Here is a 19494-nt window from a genome sequence, read left to right as displayed (position 1 = left end):
TCGACTGCGCTCAACCTGACAATATCAAGCTTAAATTATTTTTTTAAAAAGCCTCAATTTAATATTGAAAAAGAATGAATCAAAAAACATATGTTCGTTGTAAAGATCACCTGGTCTCTTCCGAAGAATTTGAATTAATAAAAGTCGAACCCAACGGACTTTTAAAAACAACTCCTGTTCCATCTGAAGAAAAAATTAGTGAATATTATCAGAGTGAAAATTATATTTCGCATACTGATTCTAACAAAACTTTGATGGACAGGATTTACCAATTCGTCAAAAAAATATCGCTGAAAAGAAAATATAAAATCATAAAAAAACATCATCCGGAGTCAAAAACACTTCTCGATATTGGAGCAGGAACAGGTGATTTTTTGACTTATGTAAATCAGTTTTTAGATGGTATTGGAATCGAACCCGGAGAAAAAGCAAGAGCAATTGCGAAGGAAAAAATGAACAAGGTTGAAGAAAGTTTTGATAAAGTAAAAGGAAAAAAATTTGATGTGATTACCATGTGGCATGTTTTGGAACATGTTCACGATGTGGAAAAACAATTGCAAGAGATCAATGGAATCTTGAATGAAAACGGACTTCTGATAATTGCTGTTCCGAACTATAAAAGTTATGATGCAAAATATTATAAATCACATTGGGCTGCCTATGATGTTCCACGACATCTTTGGCATTTCGATCAGGCATCGATCAAAACATTAGTTAAACGTCAAAATTTTAATGTAGTAAAAATCTTACCTTTATATTTTGACTCTTTTTATGTGAGTTTGCTTTCAGAAAAAATAAAATCTTCTAAAAGTAATTTTATACGAGCATTTTTTATCGGATTACTCTCAAATATCAAAGCAATAGCTTCAGGCGAGTATTCATCACTGATTTATGTGGTAAAAAAGGGGAAATAACTAATTAAATTACTTTATTTAATAAGAAGGTGACAAATCCACACCAAGACATTAACAAAAATAAAAAGTCGCTTAAATCGTCTTAAAATAAGTCAGTTTTAATAATAAACCTCTATGAAATCAATACTTATAATAAGATAATCTTATGTTATAAGAAAAAGGGAGATCAGAATAAAATCTCTTGAAGAAAGCACAAGATATTCGAACAAATACACTTCAGCTAAATTCTATTCAGAACATCATGGAATTAAACTCACTAAGTGGGATTAAATCGATAATCTTTTTTATTTTTGCCCTCAACACATTATATATACATAAAGATGAAAAAAATAATTTTGATTTTAGCCGTTGCAGCTGCAACCTTATCATGTGAACAGAATAAAATTGCTTTTGTAGATAATAGCAAATTAATCAACGAGTATCAGGAAAAAATAGATATTGAAGCCAAGTATAAAACCAAACTTGAAAAATTCAATAAAAAGGCTGATAGTATTTCTAAAATATTTCAAGAAGAAGGTCAAGCATTCCAAGAAGAAGCTAAAAGATTATCACAATCAAAAGCCCAAGAAAAATATAACACTTTGTTACAAAAAAGACAAAGTATTGGACAACAATTACAGCAAGAGGAACAACAACTCTCTATTGAAAGTCAGACTGAAATTGACAGCCTGATTAATAAAGTGAAAGACTTTGTAAATGATTATGCTGAAGAAAAAGGATATACTTTTGTTTTGGGTGCAAACGATGGTGGTAGTGTTCTTTATGGTGAAGAATCTAAAGATATTACCAAAGCTGTTTTAAAAGCCTTGAATGAAAAGTACAAGAAATAAAAGAATTTATTATAAAATTCTTCTAAAGCCATTCAGAAATGAATGGCTTTTTTATTGAAGATGTCTAAAAACTGTTTTTACACGAATTGTCAGTCTGACAAGGTTTACAAGACTTTTTAGATACCTTCTTTTTATTGTTATTGCAATAAAAGATACAAACAAAATACCGTAGGAATGATGTAAATAACAATTTTCATGGCACCATCAAAGTCTTTTGCTATTCGCTGACCTATAAGGAATAAAAAGAGTGTGATCAGTGAGAAAACACAACTTAGGACACCATAAACGGAGTTATTTGAAGTAAGTAATTCATAGATACCGATTCCTGCAAATACGAAAGATAACAGCTCTAAAAATATTATCAAGAATAAACAAATGGGAACAATTCTGCGGATGAAAGTGCCATCAAAATGATCCCTCAAAAAAATAATATTTCCTTTCCAATCTGATACTTTATCCAAAAAGCTAAACAAGAAGGTAATCAGGATAAAAATGAGGAGAAATAGTTCCGGAAGTGAATTTAATATATTTATCATTGTTCCCTGATATCTTCAATCACGTTTTGTAATTTTTCTTTTTCATTGGGAAAAAATCCTTGTAAAACTAAAACCAATCCGAAGAAAATAAGCATCAGGCTAATAACACGTTTAATTTTAAAGATAAGCTTAGGTGTTAATTTGTTACGCAGTTGTTTGGCAAGTAAAATTTTAAAGCAATCTACAATTAAGTATGTGCATAAAATACTACCTATAAAGGTAAAAATGCGTTCATCTTCCATTTCTAATTTTGGACCGAAAATAAAGATAATACCCAACCAAAAACCAAGTACGCCAATATTGATAAAATTTAAAAAGAACCCTTTTATGAACAACCGAAAATAATTCTTTTTAATAATACTGAAATCAATATCTTCTTGAACAATACGCTTATAATCACGTTTGCATTTAATAAAGGAAATAACTCCATAAGTGATTAATAAAACACCGCCAAAAATAAATAAGGATGGGTCGTCTTTTATCTTATGAAGTATCTTGTTTGTACTGAAATATGCAATCAGAATAAAGAAAATATCACCTAAAACAACACCTACATCAAAGGAAAGCGCTGCCCTAAACCCCTTTGTGGCACTGGTTTCTAACAAAACGAAAAAAACAGGCCCAATGGTAAAGGCTAATAAAATTCCCAGTGGTATTCCGGATAATACATCTTCTATCATTGAAATACAATCATTACTCACTAAGTGAGGTTTAATGAGATAATTTAAATATCTACATTATTATAACAGCCATCAATCAAATAGTTCAGGGCAAACAAATCTACCGACAAAGGCAGATTTACTTAGTTACATTCAAATAATGCTCCAAAAATAATAAATCATCACAACCAAAATAAGTCATGATGATTTATTATAAAGATTTTTTAACCATTATTATTCTTCATTAATAGTTCCTCCAATAAAAACTTGTTGTTCTATCACTTTAGGTTTACCGTGAATATTGATTGTCCCTCCTATTCTTACTTTAGCATCTATAAAATCTGATGCATTAACATCGGCCACTCCACCTACTTTTACCAGTACTTCTGCCTGTTTGGCTATCAATTCTGATGCATTCAAAGTACCACCGGTATTAACCTTCACCAAAATATTATCTGATGTTCCTTTGAGAATTATTTTACCTGCAGTAACCGATTTTGTATTCAAACGTTGCAATTCAACATCTAAATCTATTTCGCCTCCTTCCTGTGCATGAAGTTCCAACTCTATTTGCTTTATTTGGTAATCTGCTGAAACAAAGGCATTTTCATTTACATCTATTACATCAATAATATCTTTTGTATAGAGAACTACAAAGGTTTTATGTCCATCAAAAATAACATGGTTTCTGGTTCGTATCCTAAGCTTACCGCCTTTATTCACGATAACAACATTGGAAGGATTTTCTCCGGAAACAACAGCTTTGTTACTATCGCCTTCAATAATATTAACCGAAAGGCCATTAAAAACTTTTACTTCGTGAATTTCGCCTAATTTAACAACGACCTCTTCTTGTGCGGAAACAAAAAAAGAACTGATAAATAATAATATGGTTAAAAACTTCATTGTATATATTTTTTAAACTTTTTTTCCTGTAAGTTCAAAATCCAAATGCCTTTTTGCAAGGTCTGTGCTTTTTAATTTTACAAACACTTCATCGCCTAATTGGTAGCTATTTTTTGAAACTTCACCAATCAACGCGTATTGATCTTCATCAAAAGTATAATAGTCGTCTTTAATATCCCGGATCCTGATCATTCCCTCGCATTTATTTTCGATAATCTCCACATAGATCCCCCATTCTGTCACTCCGGATATTACACCAAGAAACTCTTCATCATAACGGTTTTCCATGAATTTTATTTGCATGTATTTAATGGAATTCCGTTCTGCACTAGTCGCCAGATATTCCATATTTGAAGAATGTTTACATTTTTCTTCATACTGTTCTTGATTGACAGAATTTCCACCATCAAGATAATATTGCAATAAACGATGTACCATCACATCGGGATATCGCCTGATGGGTGATGTAAAATGTGAATAATAGTCGAATGCCAATCCATAATGACCAATGTTATCAGTAGAATAAACAGCTTTACTCATGGTGCGAATAGTTAAAGTATCTACCAAATTCTGTTCTTTCTTTCCTTGAACATCTTCCAAAAGTTCGTTTAAAGAGCTTGTAAGTGTTTTTTTGCTCTTCATATTTATCCTGTATCCAAATTTTGAAATAACTCCCTGTAACAGCATTAATTTTTCGTCATCCGGTTCATCATGTATCCTATAAACAAAGGTTTTCTTTTGTTTTCCTATATATTCAGCTACTTTTTTGTTCGCCAGTAGCATAAACTCTTCAATAAGTTTATTGGCATCCTTAGAGGTTTTAAAATAAACACCAATAGGTTCATGCTTATCGTTTAATTCAAATTTAACTTCAACCTTATCAAAAGAAATGGCACCGGAAGACAATCGTTTTGTACGCATAATTTTAGCCATTCTATCCAGTGTTTGAATAGCATCGGCAATATGGGCTTCCACTTCATATTTTTCTCCTGTTAATGATACGTCTGCTGGAACCACATTATTTTTATTATCTATCATAGCTTGCGCTTCTTCATAGGCAAACCTTCTATCAGAATAAGTAACCGTTCGTCCAAACCACTGATCTATAACTCTAGTGTTTTTATCCATTTTGAAGACAGCTGAAAATGTATATTTTTCTTCATTTGGTCGTAATGAACACGCATTATTCGATAAAATTTCAGGCAACATAGGTACTACTCTGTCTACCAAATAGACCGAAGTGGCCCTGTTGTATGCTTCTTCTTCCAAAATAGAATCGGGAGTTACGTAATGGGATACATCAGCAATATGGATACCTACTTCATAATTTCCATCTTCCAAAACCCTAAACGATAAAGCATCATCAAAATCCTTTGCATCTTTAGGGTCTATAGTAAAAGTAGGAACATCCCGCATATCCCTTCGCTTGGCGATTTCTTCTTTTGTTATGGAAGTATCAAGCTTATTGGCATAGTGTTCTACTTCATCCGGAAAACTGTATGGAAGTCCGTATTCTGCTAGAATAGCGTGTATTTCTGTATCGTGTTCTCCCGGCTTCCCCAGAACTTCTACAATTTGCCCATAGGGGGAATCTGCATTTCTAGGCCAGTCTTGAATTTCAACAATCACCTTATCGCCATCTTCTGCTTTGCCCGTTTTGTTTTTAGGAACAAAAATATCGGTGTACATCTTGAAGTCCGTCGGGTTTACAAAAGCAAAATTCTTTTGCATTTGAACGATCCCAACAAAAGTTGTCTTCTTTCTTTCTATGATCTTGGTGATCTCTCCTTCTAATTTCTTGCCTCTTTTTCTTCTTGGAAAAACATAGACTTCTACCACATCACCATGCAGTGCTTTATTGAGTAAATTAAAGGGAACAAATACATCGGTATCAAGATCATCGCTTATCACATAAGCATTGTTTCTTCCCGTCATATCCACTACACCTTCATAATAATCTTGAGATGGAATGGCTTTATATTTTCCTCTATCTACCTCTACTATTCTATTCTTTTGTTTCAATTGGCCTAACCTTTTAATTAATAAATTTCTTGCACTGGTATCAGTTATATTGAGTTTGGCCGCAATTTGTTTATAATTAAAAGCTTGTTCTCTATTATTTTCCAATACGGTAAAGATCCCTTTTGTAATCTCATTCTTTATCTGCTTCTGGGCTCTTTTTTTTCTTTTTGTCATATATATAATTTGGTAAAGTAAACTACCCCGTGCTTTAACACGAGGCATTAGGTCAAAACCTAAAAAAATTTCGACATTATTATCTAATTATTTAAAATCCCACTTAGTGAGTAAAGTACGAAATATTATAGCAGTTCTCTACTATTTTTCCAAGTTAAATTTTTATTAACCACTTAGGGGTTCATTTTAAAGCATTTTAAGATTTCCTTAAGATAATTTATTATTTGTGTAACATTTCTGTTTTTAGTTCGTCTATTATAATAGACAATAAACTGCCTCTAGGCAAGCCTGTCTACTGATAGTCAGGCATCTGAACATTTCAAATCTCACTTAGTGAGTAAAAAACATATATTGAAAAAGTTTTATAAAATATTGATTTTCTTCATCCTTGTTTTTGTAACGGGTGTTTTTGCTTTTGTAAGATATATCGATTGTTCCCTGGAAAAGAAAGCAGAGCAAAAAACTGTAAATAGCTTAGAAAAAGAAAGCAAAAAATACCATTCCTTTAAAACCTTACTCACTAAGTGAGATTTAAAGCGATCTGAAGCTTGCATATAAAAATTTTTAAGGTTTCCCACCAAATGCTTCGTCTCCTAATATATAAAGTTATTGACTTTTCTTTTAAAAGAAAATTTTCACTACATTTAATAGAAATATAACCCACTTCAAAATGAAAAATTTTGTTTTGGTTGCTACATACACCTATCCACATGAGTACTTGGTCTTGAAAAATTTATTGACTGAGGAAGATATCCCGTTCTTTTTTGAAAATGAAACCATTGTTGGCGTCTCTCCTTTTTACTCCAACGCCTTAGGCGGCATAAAGCTTAAAGTCCACAAGGACTACGCTAATTATGTAAAGGAATTAATAGAAAAATTGGACACTCCGGGATCACATTTAAAAATAGTTTGATTCATCAATGTTTTCATTGAAATTAACTAAAGTTTATTCTCTTGAATGTTTCACTTCCAAAATCAATAATTTTTTAAAGTTATTAACTATATAAACAATTACATATTTTTCTTTTTTAAAATTTAAATTAAATATGATGATGATGATAGTGTGTTTATAGTTGCTAAAACTTTTTAGAATTTAGTTTGGAAGTAAAACTTATATCAATTTATAAACAGCTATTAACATCTTATCATTTTTTAAAGTTCTGATAGTAAATCAAAAATCAAAAAGAATCAACAGTTGTCAACAACTCCAACTAACATATTTTTCTTGATAATTATTTTATAAAATTGATGTTGATAACTGTTGAAAAGTGGTTGATGAAATGTAAACTAAAAAGAAGAAGTTTCCCTTGTGTAATTGAAATAATTTTACAAATTGAAGTCAGATATTAGAAATGCAAAAAAACTTAATAGATTTCACAACATAAATATCAACAATTAGTGTAAAATTATAATTAATTGAAAATTAAGCTATTGTAAAATTAAATAAACGGCTATGTTCATAACTTTAAAATGAACTATTCCCTACCTTTGCTCACTAAGTGAGTATTAAAAATTGACCGATATTTTAGGTCTAAATATTTTTTAGGATAGAAGTTTTATCATTAATTGACTATTGAAAACATAAAAAATGAAAATCGTTATTGGAAATGATCATGCAGGAACGGGTTATAAATTAGCTGTAGTTGATCTATTGAAAGAAATGGGAATTGAAGTAACCAATTATGGTACGAATGAAAGTAATAGCGTGGATTATCCGGATTTTGTTCATCCAGTAGCAAAAGCAGTAGATAATAGTGAAGCTGATTTTGGTATTTTGATTTGCGGAAGCGGTAATGGAGTTGCTATGACAGCTAATAAATATCCTGGAGTAAGAGCCGGTTTGTGTTGGACCAAAGAGATCGTTGAATTGGTAAGAGCACATAACAACGCTAATATTTTATGTATTCCAGCACGTTTTACGGCTAAAGAGCAAGCTTTGGAAATGGTAAAAACGTTTTTGGAAGCAAAATTTGAAGGCGGAAGACATCAAAACAGGATTAACAAAATTCCGTTATCTTGCTAGTATGGCACATGTGCACCCGTATAAACACTCCCACGAACCATTAACGGGAAAGAACCTTTTTATATCCATTTTACTCAATGTTTTAATAACCGTTGCTCAGGTTATTGGAGGTTTAGTATCTGGTAGTTTGGCATTATTATCGGATGCACTTCACAACTTTACTGATGTTATTTCATTGATCATCAGTTATATAGCTAATAAACTCACCAGAAAAAAAGCATCTACCCACAGAACATTCGGCTACAAAAGAGCAGAGATCATGGCAGCTTTTGTCAATGCTTCAACATTGTTGGTTATAGCTGTATTATTGATCATCGAAGCTGTAAAGCGCTTTAAAGATCCGCAAATCATAGGCTCAAACCTGGTTATTATACTTTCATTTATTGCTATTGTAGCTAACGGATTGAGTGTTCTTTTTCTGAAAAAAGATGCTGGAAGGAATATCAATATGAAATCGGCCTATATACATTTGTTAACCGATATGATGGCCAGTGTTGCGGTTTTGATTGGAGGTATTTTGATGAAATACTTTCAAATATACTGGATAGATAGCGTACTTACTTTTTTAATTGCATGCTATCTTGTTTTTGTAGGTTTCGATCTTTTAAAAAACTCCACTCGAATGCTCATGTTGTTTACACCGGAACATGTCGATATTAAGGAAGTAGTGAGACAAGTACATAAAATTCCCAAAGTGAATAAACTTCACCATATTCACGTTTGGTGTTTGAATGATGACGAATTGCATTTAGAAGCACATTTGGATTTTAAAGAAGATGTTACACTTTCCCAATTCAATAGTGTTTTGGAGGATATTGAAACGGTTTTACAAGATAATTTTGGGATTAATCACATCAATATTCAACCGGAATTCAATAAAGAAGACCCTAAAGACTATATTGTTCAAGATTAGTAGCGTCCAAAACATTTTTATTGAATTTTTTAAACATACTGAATTTGCTGAGGTTTAGATGAAATTTCAACGTTTGTGGTTTGGTTCGGGCCTACGATAAAAATATTAAAAATCAAGGAAGCAGGGGTGGGTTAAAGATAAAAATTTATTTAGGACAGAATTGGTTATACATTTAAAACCTATGTTAAAAGTAGACGCAAAATCATATTCAGAACTCACCAAGGAAGAACTCTACGAACTACTACATCTAAGAAGTGAAATTTTTGTGGTGGAACAGGATTGTGTCTACCAGGATATTGATTACAAAGACCAAAAGGCGCTGCATATTATAGGTAAAGTTACAGGGGAAATTGTTGCCTATACCCGTATTTTCAAACCCGGTGATTATTTTAAAAACCCGAGTATTGGGCGTGTATTGGTTAAGATGAACTACAGAAAGTACGGTTACGGACACGATATTATAAAAGTCTCTGTGGAAGTGATTCATAAACAATACGCTTCTTTTCCTATAGAAATTTCCGCGCAAACCTATTTAAAAAAGTTTTATGAGACTCACGGATTTACCCAACAAGGTGAAGGCTATCTGGAAGATGGGATTCCGCATATTAAAATGATTAAATTCCACTAAATGTGATTATATCATTTATTTTTGTTTGGATGTTGTCGTGTGTCGAAAACCCTAACCACATAAATTTTTGTTCTTCCTTCCCGATACGTTATTTTACAATGATGTTTTATAAGTTTTCGATATTTGCGTTTTAAATGTAAGAAGGGATTATCCGTTTCACCAATTTTGGATGTATCCACATTCTTATGTTTGAGTATTTCTGTAGCTTGACGAAGTTCTGTTACTATTTGTCTTGCTTTAGAGAGACCGTGAATTTTACTATAAAATTCAGTGATTTTTTTCAAATCTTTAGTGGCTCTCGATGACCATACTACAGGTTTTATGCTTTTGTCCAATCTTCAATCATTTTTTGAACTTCATCCTGACTGTGTATGCGACCAGCTTTAATATCTTCTTCGCCTTCAGCAATCATTCTATCTAATTGTTTTTGTTCAATATATGATATAGCAGTTTTATATAAAGCATCTAAAAATTTTTTATCGCCTATTTCTACATACTTATGCAGTTCTTCTCTTAATTCTATAGCACCCATATTTTCTGTATTAACCCCACTTAGTGGGTTTTATTTCCCGATACTCTACATTGAAATGAGTTAGGATGTGTTCTTTTTAATACCTCATAGGCTTATCCCAATGTAGTTGATTTATACCAAAGATACAATTTCTGTTTTAGAATAGTAATCCCACCGCATGGGTTTAACCGGTTTGTTATTAGAAAAGTATATTATATTTATGGAAAGATAATTCCTAATCAAGGACTCAATTCAACTTGATCATCTTCTTGTCGAGATTCAGATCATCGAGCATGGTATTGGTGAATTTATAATGGCCTTTGGTAGTTATAATTTTAAATCGATAGGATTTCATTTTACTCAAAACATCCAAAAACATCCATTTGGATTTTAATAAATGAGGCTTTTCAGACTTCACACTGATCTCAAAGAAATGTTTGATTCCCTTTTTATCGGCCACAATATCCGGGGTAATGGTAACATCACTTCCTTTTTTGATAAAAGATTTTGGTGTATCATATCCCTTCAGGTCGGCTCTTATATTTTTAAAGCCCCTATTTTCCAAATAGTGAACGGATCTGCTTAAAAAATCTTGGTAATTTACCTTATCTATGCTTATCATACATCTATAATACGAAAAAAAATCGTAATTAACCAATAATCAATGAGTTAAATGTTGTTAAGTATGGCATAAGCTTACTTTTTTAATAAATTGGCTTCCTCCAAACTGCTTTTTATGATTTCCATGACCGAATTATAAGTCTTTTTCTGATAGAAGAAACGAAAACCAAAAGTCAATATCCAGCTTCCTAAAATGCTGCGCACCAAAGAGCGAATTCGTTTTTTTAGGATACGTTTATATTTCTTTTCAAAATCTGATATATCCATTTTCGGATATTCGGGATAACCTAAGGCAGCATCCTCCCCATAAAGGTCTGAATAGACTTGATTATCATAAGCAGACTTTACTTTCATATCGGGAATGATAGGGAAAAAACGTTCGCCCGATATATTCCCTGGTGGCACGAAATAGGAAAAACGATCCATGGCTTCTTTGGTAATTTTGATATCAAGACGCTTTTCCACATTTTTCTCTTTGACGGAAAAATGATAGCGCAAAAAATCCTGACAGTTCTTTCTGCCGAGTGCAAAATCGTGCTCTCTTAGGTTTTTATTCATAAATCCGGCAAAACCGCTCATAGGTGATGATGCTAAATGATTTTCTTCAATCATATTCATGCCGTTTATCTTGCTTTTTCTACTGGGAGCGACCAAAAATTTGGTACGATCACTAAGGGATAATGCTTCTAAAATACCATCCTGATTAAACATCACTTGATTCCGCAAGGCTCTGAACATGCTTTTTGCGACACTCAAAATATCGCGTTGCGGATTGAACAGTGACAAATCGTTGTCTTGATTTGGGAAAGGATCAACCATTACAACGGCATAATTGTCATTCTTTTGGAGGTTTTCATTCTTTTCGTTCAAGACTTTAATACCAATTCCGTAGGGCTCATTGTTGATTAAACCACCGTCAATGGAATTGAATTTATAACTCTCCTCATTATCCAGAATAAGGGGTTCAATCCCCTTTTTCCTTCCAAAGAGATAATTTGGAAAGCGCTCAATATATTTTTTGGAAATTTCAATTTCCCGCGATTTTAAACCGATGGGAAAAGCAGCAGTACTCAGGGTAGCATCCCTTAAATAATGGATATCTTGGTTTTCATTGAGATCAAGCACATAATAAAGCGAATCCTCATCGTTGGGAACACCGCGGAGGTGCTTGTCATTTTTTACTTTATATCTGAAAAATCCACCGTGATTGGTAATGATATTGGCCGAATTGTTACTGTGACTACCACTGAAATCGACTTTGAAATTCAATCCGCGTAGATTGGTGGTGGTCAGGATCAAATCCAGATCTTTTGAGATAAAATCGGGATATTGAACATCTTTATTGACCCTTAGTGCCTCATCAGCTATCTTTTCTATGGCAATGCTGTTCAAAAGTGATTCCGGTAACTTTTTTTTATCGAGATCATCAGTATTCAACAATTTTTCAAGGGTTTTGCTTTGCTGATCATCAGCCATTTTCACCCAACACTTATAAAAGAGATTGTCTTCCCCTTCAGGATTTTGGCGGTTTGTCGCTTTGTGTTTTTTGTTCAGCAAACTTAAAAGCGTGAGCGTTCCCGTAATTCCCCCTGCAGAAGCACCACTTAAAACATCAATTTCCACATCGTGCATGGGGATACTGTGATCGTAATCAGGATGGTCTATACCTAATTTTTTATTTTCCTCCTTTTTTTCCTGCCATAAGCTCAGGGTTTCCATCAGGTAGTCAATAACCCCAGCTGTATAGGAACCGGCTGAAACAGCTCCGGCCATGGTTAAACAGAGTTTGAATGATTTGGGCATGACAGCTAATGTTTTTACGGTTGATGCCATAAAGTTAAAAAGGAATTATTAAAAAAATCTTAAACGTCAATGAAAACCCTAAAATCCATCATAAAACAGCGTGAAACTAATGTTAAACAGCAGAAATCAATAAAGAAAAGAAATACCTTGATCCGGCTAATACTTATTGAATGTGAAAAAACTACCCAATGCAACACTTTACCCGCTTTTCTTTTTGAGCGCCTGTATTGCTTTTTCCCAAAGTGAAAAAGAATTAAAAGTTTTTGTTTATATAGATAACAAGGCAGTCACTCAATTTGGAATAGCCAATTTAACCACAAAGACTGAAGGGGTCTATACCGATGGTTTTCATGTTATTAAAGCCAAACTTGGCGATCAACTGTTTATTGCTTCCAAAGCGTTTGAGAATTTTTATAAATCAGTTACTGAAACGGATGTGGCTTTGGGAAAAATAGAGGTGTACATGAAAGACGGAGTGATTCAACTGGATGAAGTGGTGGTAACAGAACATCAACTTTCCTACGGAACATTTACGGATTATGAACCTATTCAATACACGCCTGCAGAACGCAGGTTAAAAGCCGCCAATAAATCATATTACAAGGGAAGTGGGATGTCAATGTCATTAGACCCGCTTATCAATGCCATTAGCGGAAGAACCAAAAAACTCAAGAAACGCCTCAAGGCTGAAACCGAACAAACAGCAGTTGATTTTCTGGAAGAAAACTATAAAGATCATATTTTGAACGACCTTAAACTACCTAGGAAATATTTTGGGATGTTTCTGTATTTTGTGGCGAATAAAAACAAAGCAATACATAAGATTACAAACAAACGCCGAATCCACTTCCTCTTGAAAAGAAGTTATATGGAGTTTATCGAATCTGCTGAAGAGGGAGAACGGGAAGATTAAATTGACTAAAAAAGCACATGATATTTTGCGTCAGGTCGAGCGCAGTCGAGACCTAATTCAAAAGCATCAAAGTCCCAAAACCTCTCGACTGCGCTCGAGGTGAGAATGTCTTTAACTAAATCGAACAAACATCACCTCAAAATACTGCTATACTTACTTTCATCCTTCAATATTTGAGCCGAGGTTTGAATGGCTTCATCATTCTTTAAGTAATAGTCATAAAGTCCGTCGCGATAAAAATAACGAACGATAAGATCGTCTTCTATATTTTTGGTAATGCTCTGCTGGAAACTATCCAAGGAAGCCAGTTTACTTTTATTGATATCATCCAATAATTGCTGATAATCGTTTTTAACAGATTCACCAAACAGCTCAAATTCGTTATCACTCATCACTTCTTTCAGCGTTTTTTCCGTTTCCGTTTCATAATCAAATCCGCTTTGGGCCACATAATCCTTGAAATTTTGGTAATCGGCTTCCGTAAAATTAAAATCAGCCATATTGTTTGTCGGATTTTTGTAGTAGTATTCCGTAGCATAATCAAAAACAACATTGTTTTGTAATAAGGCTTTAGTAAGGATATTGTCTTTGAGACGGCTCACCTCAATATCGGGCATCACACCACCACCGTCGTACACTTTTCTTCCGTTTCGGGTTTTAAATTCGTTAAATTGCTTTTTTGTAACGGCATTTCCATTTTCATCCCGATTCCAGTAGTCCAAAGATTGAATACAACGTCCGCTTGGAGTGTAATATCGGGAAATAGTCACTTTCAATTGCGTTCCGTAAGTAAGTTTGATAGGGCGCTGCACCAAGCCTTTTCCAAAGCTTCTCGCCCCTACTACAACAGCCCTGTCCAAATCTTGAAGCGCACCACTTACAATTTCACTGGCAGAAGCACTTCGACCGTTGATCAAAACAATCAAGGGGATTTCGGTATCCACCGGATTTTTTCGGGTGTAATATTCCTTGTTGAATTTTTTGACGTTGGATTTTGTACTTACGATCAATTCCTTTTTGGGAACAAACAAATTACAAACATTGATAGCTTCGGTAAGCAGTCCGCCGGGATTGCCCCTAAGGTCGAGGATAATCTTTTTAGCTCCCTGATCTTTTAGGGATTCCAAGGCTTCTTCAGTTTGTTTGGAAGCCTTACTGTTGAATTTAGAAAGGACGATATAGCCGGTTTCATCATCAACTTTTTTGAAATACGGAACGGCATCAACTTCTATTTCTTCTCTTGAAATTACGGTGGTCATGGTTTTCCCCTGACGCAGATAGGTGATATCAACATCGCTGTTTGAAGATCCTTTCAGCAGTTCAGAAGCATCATCTTTAAAATCGGATACATCGATATCACCGATCTTGATGATCTCGTCCCCGGCTTTCAAACCGGCTTTATCGGCAGGATAATTTTTGTAGGGTTCTACGATCAAAAGTTTATTGTCATAACTACGAACCACTGCTCCAATACCCGAATATTCTCCGGCATTGTTTATTTTAAAGCCTTCTACGTCCTGTTCGTTCATAAAACGGGTGTAAGGGTCTAAATCCTCCAACATGTTTTTTATGGCTGTGTCCATAAGTTCTGCCGGATTGGTTTCATCGACATAATTCATGTTGAGCTCCTTGAACATGGTCGTGAAAATCTCTATCTGTTTAGCGATTTCAAAAAAGTCATTTTTAAACCCGGATCCTATTAACAATAAAACCACCGCTACTACCGGAATTATAACACGCTTTTTCATCTGTATTCAATTTTTTTAATAATATTCTGTCCGTTTTCAGTAAAAATAAGGATTATTGTCGGAAAGGGATTATTTATTGGTTTAAAACCTTGCTCCCGAACCTTCGAGGTATTACAGCTACTTTTTAGTTCCTATAAATTTTAGCCACAGATTCACGGATATATTTCACTCCCCTCCTTTGGAGGGGTTGGGGGGAGGAAAAATACATTTGTGAATTCGTGGCAAACAGACTTCAAGTCCATGGTGGTTTATTCCATTTTAACAGCCTCTTCAAATTTTTGATGCAGTTTTTGTATCTGCCGCATCAGTTTTTCAAAAGCGGGCATTTCCTTTCCTGTGTAAAGGAACATCATTGCGTAGGAAGAGCTTCCGGCAGCAGTAAAAAATAAATGTTTATTGAGCCGATAAGCTTCCCGCATAAGACGTTTGATACGGTTTCTGTCCACAGCTTTTTTAAAATTTCGTTTTGAAACGGAAACACCGGCTTTTATTTTTACCTCCTCGTCTTCCGTTTTTAGATAGACTAATCGCAGCGGATATTTAGACACAACACTTCCTTCTGTAAACAACTGCTCGATGCGTTTTACACTTTTGAGTTTTTCTTTTTTGGGAAAGGATTGGTCCATTGGTTTGACAATTGGGCGTAAAAATAACAAAACTGTTTAAAAAGTAATAAAAATGGTACTTTGTCAGTTCGAGCGCAGTCGAAACCTATTGATTTTTCAAAGGTTATTTAGTTCTCGACTGCGCTCGAACTGACAGAAAATGATCTTTTAGCCAGTCTCTTTTATTCCGCTTGATAGGTATTGTTGCTCCTGTCAATATCGGCCATTAACTCTGATGGATCGATAACAATAGCTTTGATATTACTTTTAGGCGCGTCGATAGTAAAATCGTATGTTGGGAATGCCCATGGCCAGTCAGGCAAAACGGTTCTCTCCACTTCAAACGGATTCATTTTTTCACCGTGCATCATACGTAAAGGCGCATAAAAATATTCCATGCTTCCGTCGTTGTAGAATACCATCACATCTATAGGCATTGGCATCAATCCGATACGTTCCATTTCCACCTTGGTTTTCCCATTTTCTTCACTAACCGATGTAATTCCGTAGTCGATAGTATTGGTGGTTTGTGTCCAATCAGTCAAATACCAGCCCAGTTGCATCCCCGATACCTTCTCGGCAGTTCTTTTGATATCGTTGGGCGTAGGGTGTTTAAATTTGAAATCACTATAATACTTTTGAAGGGTTTTCAACAAATTCCCTTGTCCGATAACATAGCCCAACTGTGCCAAAAAGACTTCCCCTTTGCTGTATGCTGAGATGCCGTAAGCACGGTTGAACACATACCTGTCGGCATGGGTTGTCATGGGTTGTTCCATACCTGAAGTGGCCAAAGAAATATAGCCCTTATACGCCCCTTTAAACGGATTCGGGTTGTTTTGTCCCATAACTTCATTCATGGCGAGGTCTGAAATAAAAGAAGTAAAACCTTCGTCCATCCACTCATGCTTGGATTCGTTGGTTGCCAAAACGTGCTGAAACCACGAATGTGCAAATTCGTGTGCTGTTACACCTACAAGGCTGCCAAATTTACGCTCTCCGGTAATCAAAGTACACATGGCATATTCCATACCGCCATCTCCCCCTTGGATTATGGAGTACTGTTTATATGGATATTTACCGACGTATTTGTTGAAGAAAGCTAGTATTTCTGCTGTTTTGGGTTGAAGTTTTTTCCAGTTTTCTTTAATCGATTCCTTGTCTTTATAAAAGAAATGTAGTGTGGTCCCACTTGGGGTTTCCAAAGTATCGTGAATAAAATCTGGATCGGCTCCCCAGGCAAAATCATGAACATTAGGTGCTACAAAATGCCAGGTCAGGGTCTTCCCTTTTGCTTTTTTTGGCTTTTCTCCTTCCGGAAGGTATCCGTGTCCGATTTCTTCGGGATTCTGCAAATAGCCTGTCCCACCAATAACATAATCTTTGTCTATGGTAATTTTCACGTCAAAATCACCCCAAACCCCGTGAAATTCACGTCCTATGTACGGATCGGCATGCCAGCCTTCAAAGTCGTATTCCGCCATTTTAGGATACCATTGTGTCATGGATAAAGCAACACCTTCGGCATTGTTTCGCCCACTTCTTCTGATTTGCTGTGGAACCTGCCCATTAAAAGCCATATCAAAAGTTACGGTTTCCCCGGGGAGGATGGGTTTTTCTAACTCCACTTCCAAAACGGTTCCGTCTTCATTGAATGTGATAGCTTTTCCGTTTTGTTTAAGTTCATCAACCCTTAGGTAACCTATTTCCGAAGACGATAATTTACTAATCCTGTCTCTCACCCTTCGATCCGGATCTTGGATGGTTCTACTGCGAACGTCCATTTCACTTCCGGGTTGAAAAGCGTTAAAAAACAAATGATAAAAAATAGTTTTTAAGGTGTCGGGAGAATTATTGGTGTATTTTAATTTTTGAGTTCCTTTATATTGAAATGTTTTAACGTTCATTTCAACCTCCATTTTATAATCGACATGTTGTTGCCAATAGGAAGTTGAATTGGGTTGTGTTTCAACCTTGGTTGCATAGGCATTTGTAAAGAAGAAAATGCTTAGACCAAGTGCTGTGATAAAAAATCGGTTCATAATATTTAATTCATTTATAATTTCACTTGTTTTTTAGAAACTTTATCGGCCAGGAGAATAGCATTGAACAAATTGACCATTTTTCCTGATTTTGAGATTTGCCCGAATGGTTTTTTGTTGGAAGGATCACCTCCCAGAATAACATTAGCTGTAGAAGTAAGTCCGGATTGCATGATGATCTGCTTAACTTCATTTGCCTTTAGATCGGGATAATAAGCCCTGATCAAAGCAGCGACACCAGCTACTGCCGGGGCAGCCATTGAGGTTCCTTGCAAGAATTCATAGCCGTTATCGGGCGTAGTGGACCAAATTTTGGTTCCGGGAGCAAAAACATCGACGTTGTTTTTTCCGTAGTTAGAGAAAACAGCGACCATTTCAGGTCCGTATTTATAATTCAAGGCTCCTACAGTCAAAAAGTTATCGGCGATTTCCGGATTGTTATTTTCGTTGTCGTTCGGATATACATTGGTTTCATCCAAGTTGTAGGATTCGTTTCCGGCTGCTTTGATGATCAACACATCTTTGGAAGCGGCATATTTTATGGCATCCCAAACCCATTCTTTGTGCGGAGAATAATATTTCCCGAAGCTTCCGTTGATTACTTTGGCACCATTATCTACCGCATAGCGGATGGCCAAAGCGACATCTTTGTCATATTCGTCACCATTGGGCACTGTTCGAACCGGCATGATCTTAACGTGATTGGCAACTCCATCTATTCCAATACCATTATTGCGTTGTGCAGCTATGATTCCCGAAACGTGGGTTCCGTGTTTGGCGTGTTTTTTATCACCGATCACATCGTTATTTCCATAATCGGTATCGGTAATATCATTGGGATCATCACCAACAATAGTTCTGCCGTCGAAATCTAAATTAAGATTGTAATTGAGCTGATCTGTATGATACTCAATACCTTCTTTGAGCTGTTTTTTGATTTCGGCAGCATCGTTTTCAATAGCAAACATTTGATTCATAATTGCAACAGCTTGCAGTACTTTTGGATCTGTAGATTGTATAGCTGCTACCTCTTCCGAAGTATAGGTTTCTTTTCCAAGTTCTTCCTGCAGGACCGCATCAGCTTGAGTTACAGCTTGTAAAATTTGTTCGTATTGAGCTTTGTTTTGCAGGGCTTCTTGATATTTTTTTTCATGTTCAGCCTTGGCTTTTTGATAAGTTTCAGAACCGTCGTCCCCTTTATTGATGATACGGGCCATTTCAAGCTGTTCGTTATTAGCTTCACCCAGGAAATTCCATCCGTGGATATCATCAACAAAACCATTTTTATCATCGTCGATTCCATTGCCAGCAACTTCATCCGGATTGGTCCAGATCACATTTCTTAGATCTTCGTGATTGATATCAACTCCGGAATCCAACACGCCTACAATCACTGTCGTCGGGTTTAATCCACTCAGTTTATTGAAAATATCGGCATATGCTTTATCTACACTCATTCCCGGAATGGTATCTGCGATAAGGTCACTGTGGCTCCAGTCTTTTAACTGAGCGTCTGATAGCGTAGCTACCTTCAGCGGGGTTTTATCAATATTTTCAACAGGGGTCATAAGAATTGCAGAAGACCCACATCCAGTCAAAAGGATTGTTGCAATCGCACAGGAGGCAACAGATTTTTTAATATTCAT

19 protein-coding genes are annotated in these 19494 nt (G+C 35.2%); 7 read left to right on the top strand and 12 right to left on the bottom strand.

Annotated elements, in window-relative coordinates; translation table 11 throughout:
* The first annotated feature begins 74 nt into the window (after window positions 1-74).
* A complete protein-coding gene (locus tag OOZ15_RS03805; RefSeq protein WP_265954439.1) occupies window positions 75-914 on the top strand; it encodes a class I SAM-dependent methyltransferase in 840 nt (279 codons plus the stop codon).
* Window positions 915-1234: 320 nt separating this feature from the next.
* Window positions 1235-1744, top strand: a complete 510-nt coding sequence (locus OOZ15_RS03800) for an OmpH/Skp family outer membrane protein (protein WP_265954437.1) — start codon at window positions 1235-1237, stop codon at window positions 1742-1744.
* A 532-nt stretch (window positions 1745-2276) separates the two neighbouring features.
* Here the strand turns inward: OOZ15_RS03800 and OOZ15_RS03795 are convergent.
* The 4 genes from OOZ15_RS03795 to OOZ15_RS03780 all read right to left on the bottom strand — a co-directional run bounded on the left by OOZ15_RS03795 (window position 2277) and on the right by OOZ15_RS03780 (window position 6595).
* Window positions 2277-2960, bottom strand: a complete 684-nt coding sequence (locus OOZ15_RS03795) for a LysE family translocator (protein WP_265954542.1) — start codon at window positions 2958-2960, stop codon at window positions 2277-2279.
* 213 nt (window positions 2961-3173) lie between these two features.
* A complete protein-coding gene (locus OOZ15_RS03790) occupies window positions 3174-3845 on the bottom strand; it encodes a head GIN domain-containing protein (protein ID WP_265954436.1) in 672 nt (223 codons plus the stop codon).
* Window positions 3846-3857: 12 nt separating this feature from the next.
* Window positions 3858-6041, bottom strand: a complete 2184-nt coding sequence (rnr, locus tag OOZ15_RS03785; protein WP_265954435.1) for a ribonuclease R — start codon at window positions 6039-6041, stop codon at window positions 3858-3860.
* Between the two features lie 362 nt (window positions 6042-6403).
* A complete protein-coding gene (locus OOZ15_RS03780) occupies window positions 6404-6595 on the bottom strand; it encodes a hypothetical protein (RefSeq protein WP_265954434.1) in 192 nt (63 codons plus the stop codon).
* A gap of 116 nt (window positions 6596-6711) precedes the next feature.
* On the opposite strand from OOZ15_RS03780, the gene OOZ15_RS03775 reads away from it, so the two are divergent.
* The 4 genes from OOZ15_RS03775 (at window position 6712) to OOZ15_RS03760 (ending at window position 9605) form a co-directional block, all read left to right on the top strand.
* A complete protein-coding gene (locus tag OOZ15_RS03775) occupies window positions 6712-6954 on the top strand; it encodes a DUF2007 domain-containing protein (protein ID WP_265954433.1) in 243 nt (80 codons plus the stop codon).
* Window positions 6955-7629: 675 nt separating this feature from the next.
* Complete coding sequence (gene rpiB / locus OOZ15_RS03770) at window positions 7630-8064, top strand: ribose 5-phosphate isomerase B (RefSeq protein ID WP_265954431.1); 435 nt, start codon at window positions 7630-7632, stop codon at window positions 8062-8064.
* A gap of 1 nt (window position 8065) precedes the next feature.
* Complete coding sequence (locus OOZ15_RS03765) at window positions 8066-8977, top strand: cation diffusion facilitator family transporter (protein WP_265954429.1); 912 nt, start codon at window positions 8066-8068, stop codon at window positions 8975-8977.
* A 181-nt stretch (window positions 8978-9158) separates the two neighbouring features.
* Window positions 9159-9605: a GNAT family N-acetyltransferase gene (locus OOZ15_RS03760; protein WP_265954427.1), complete on the top strand. Its 447-nt coding sequence runs from the start codon at window positions 9159-9161 to the stop codon at window positions 9603-9605.
* Between the two features lie 11 nt (window positions 9606-9616).
* On the opposite strand, the gene OOZ15_RS03755 is transcribed toward OOZ15_RS03760, so the two are convergent.
* The 4 genes from OOZ15_RS03755 to OOZ15_RS03740 form a co-directional block, all read right to left on the bottom strand.
* Window positions 9617-9940: a type II toxin-antitoxin system RelE/ParE family toxin gene (locus tag OOZ15_RS03755; protein WP_265954425.1), complete on the bottom strand. Its 324-nt coding sequence runs from the start codon at window positions 9938-9940 to the stop codon at window positions 9617-9619.
* Complete coding sequence (locus OOZ15_RS03750) at window positions 9925-10137, bottom strand: hypothetical protein (RefSeq protein WP_265954424.1); 213 nt, start codon at window positions 10135-10137, stop codon at window positions 9925-9927. The genes OOZ15_RS03755 and OOZ15_RS03750 overlap by 16 nt, the downstream gene beginning before the upstream one ends.
* A gap of 226 nt (window positions 10138-10363) precedes the next feature.
* The gene (locus OOZ15_RS03745; RefSeq protein WP_265954422.1) at window positions 10364-10738 is read right to left on the bottom strand and encodes a hypothetical protein; all 375 of its coding nucleotides are present in this window, start codon (window positions 10736-10738) and stop codon (window positions 10364-10366) included.
* 74 nt (window positions 10739-10812) lie between these two features.
* The gene (locus OOZ15_RS03740; protein WP_265954421.1) at window positions 10813-12540 is read right to left on the bottom strand and encodes a patatin-like phospholipase family protein; all 1728 of its coding nucleotides are present in this window, start codon (window positions 12538-12540) and stop codon (window positions 10813-10815) included.
* Between the two features lie 172 nt (window positions 12541-12712).
* Here OOZ15_RS03740 and OOZ15_RS03735 point away from each other — a divergent pair, with 172 nt between their 5' ends.
* A complete protein-coding gene (locus OOZ15_RS03735; RefSeq protein ID WP_265954419.1) occupies window positions 12713-13453 on the top strand; it encodes a hypothetical protein in 741 nt (246 codons plus the stop codon).
* A gap of 131 nt (window positions 13454-13584) precedes the next feature.
* On the opposite strand, the gene OOZ15_RS03730 is transcribed toward OOZ15_RS03735, so the two are convergent.
* The 4 genes from OOZ15_RS03730 to OOZ15_RS03715 all read right to left on the bottom strand — a co-directional run bounded on the left by OOZ15_RS03730 (window position 13585) and on the right by OOZ15_RS03715 (window position 19494).
* Window positions 13585-15201 carry a S41 family peptidase gene (locus tag OOZ15_RS03730; protein WP_265954417.1) on the bottom strand — a complete coding sequence of 539 codons (1617 nt, stop codon included), beginning with the start codon at window positions 15199-15201 and terminating at the stop codon, window positions 13585-13587.
* Window positions 15202-15449: 248 nt separating this feature from the next.
* Window positions 15450-15827, bottom strand: coding sequence for a ribonuclease P protein component (rnpA, locus tag OOZ15_RS03725; RefSeq protein ID WP_265954416.1), 378 nt, complete (start codon window positions 15825-15827; stop codon window positions 15450-15452).
* 161 nt (window positions 15828-15988) lie between these two features.
* Window positions 15989-17848, bottom strand: coding sequence for a M1 family metallopeptidase (locus OOZ15_RS03720; RefSeq protein ID WP_265954415.1), 1860 nt, complete (start codon window positions 17846-17848; stop codon window positions 15989-15991).
* A 14-nt stretch (window positions 17849-17862) separates the two neighbouring features.
* Window positions 17863-19494 carry a S8 family peptidase gene (locus OOZ15_RS03715; protein ID WP_265954414.1) on the bottom strand — a complete coding sequence of 544 codons (1632 nt, stop codon included), beginning with the start codon at window positions 19492-19494 and terminating at the stop codon, window positions 17863-17865.

Source organism: Galbibacter kalidii, from assembly GCF_026241135.1.
Taxonomy (GTDB): domain Bacteria; phylum Bacteroidota; class Bacteroidia; order Flavobacteriales; family Flavobacteriaceae; genus Galbibacter.
Note: the sequence above shows the minus strand (reverse complement) of the source record. Positions and strands in the feature narration are given on the sequence as shown.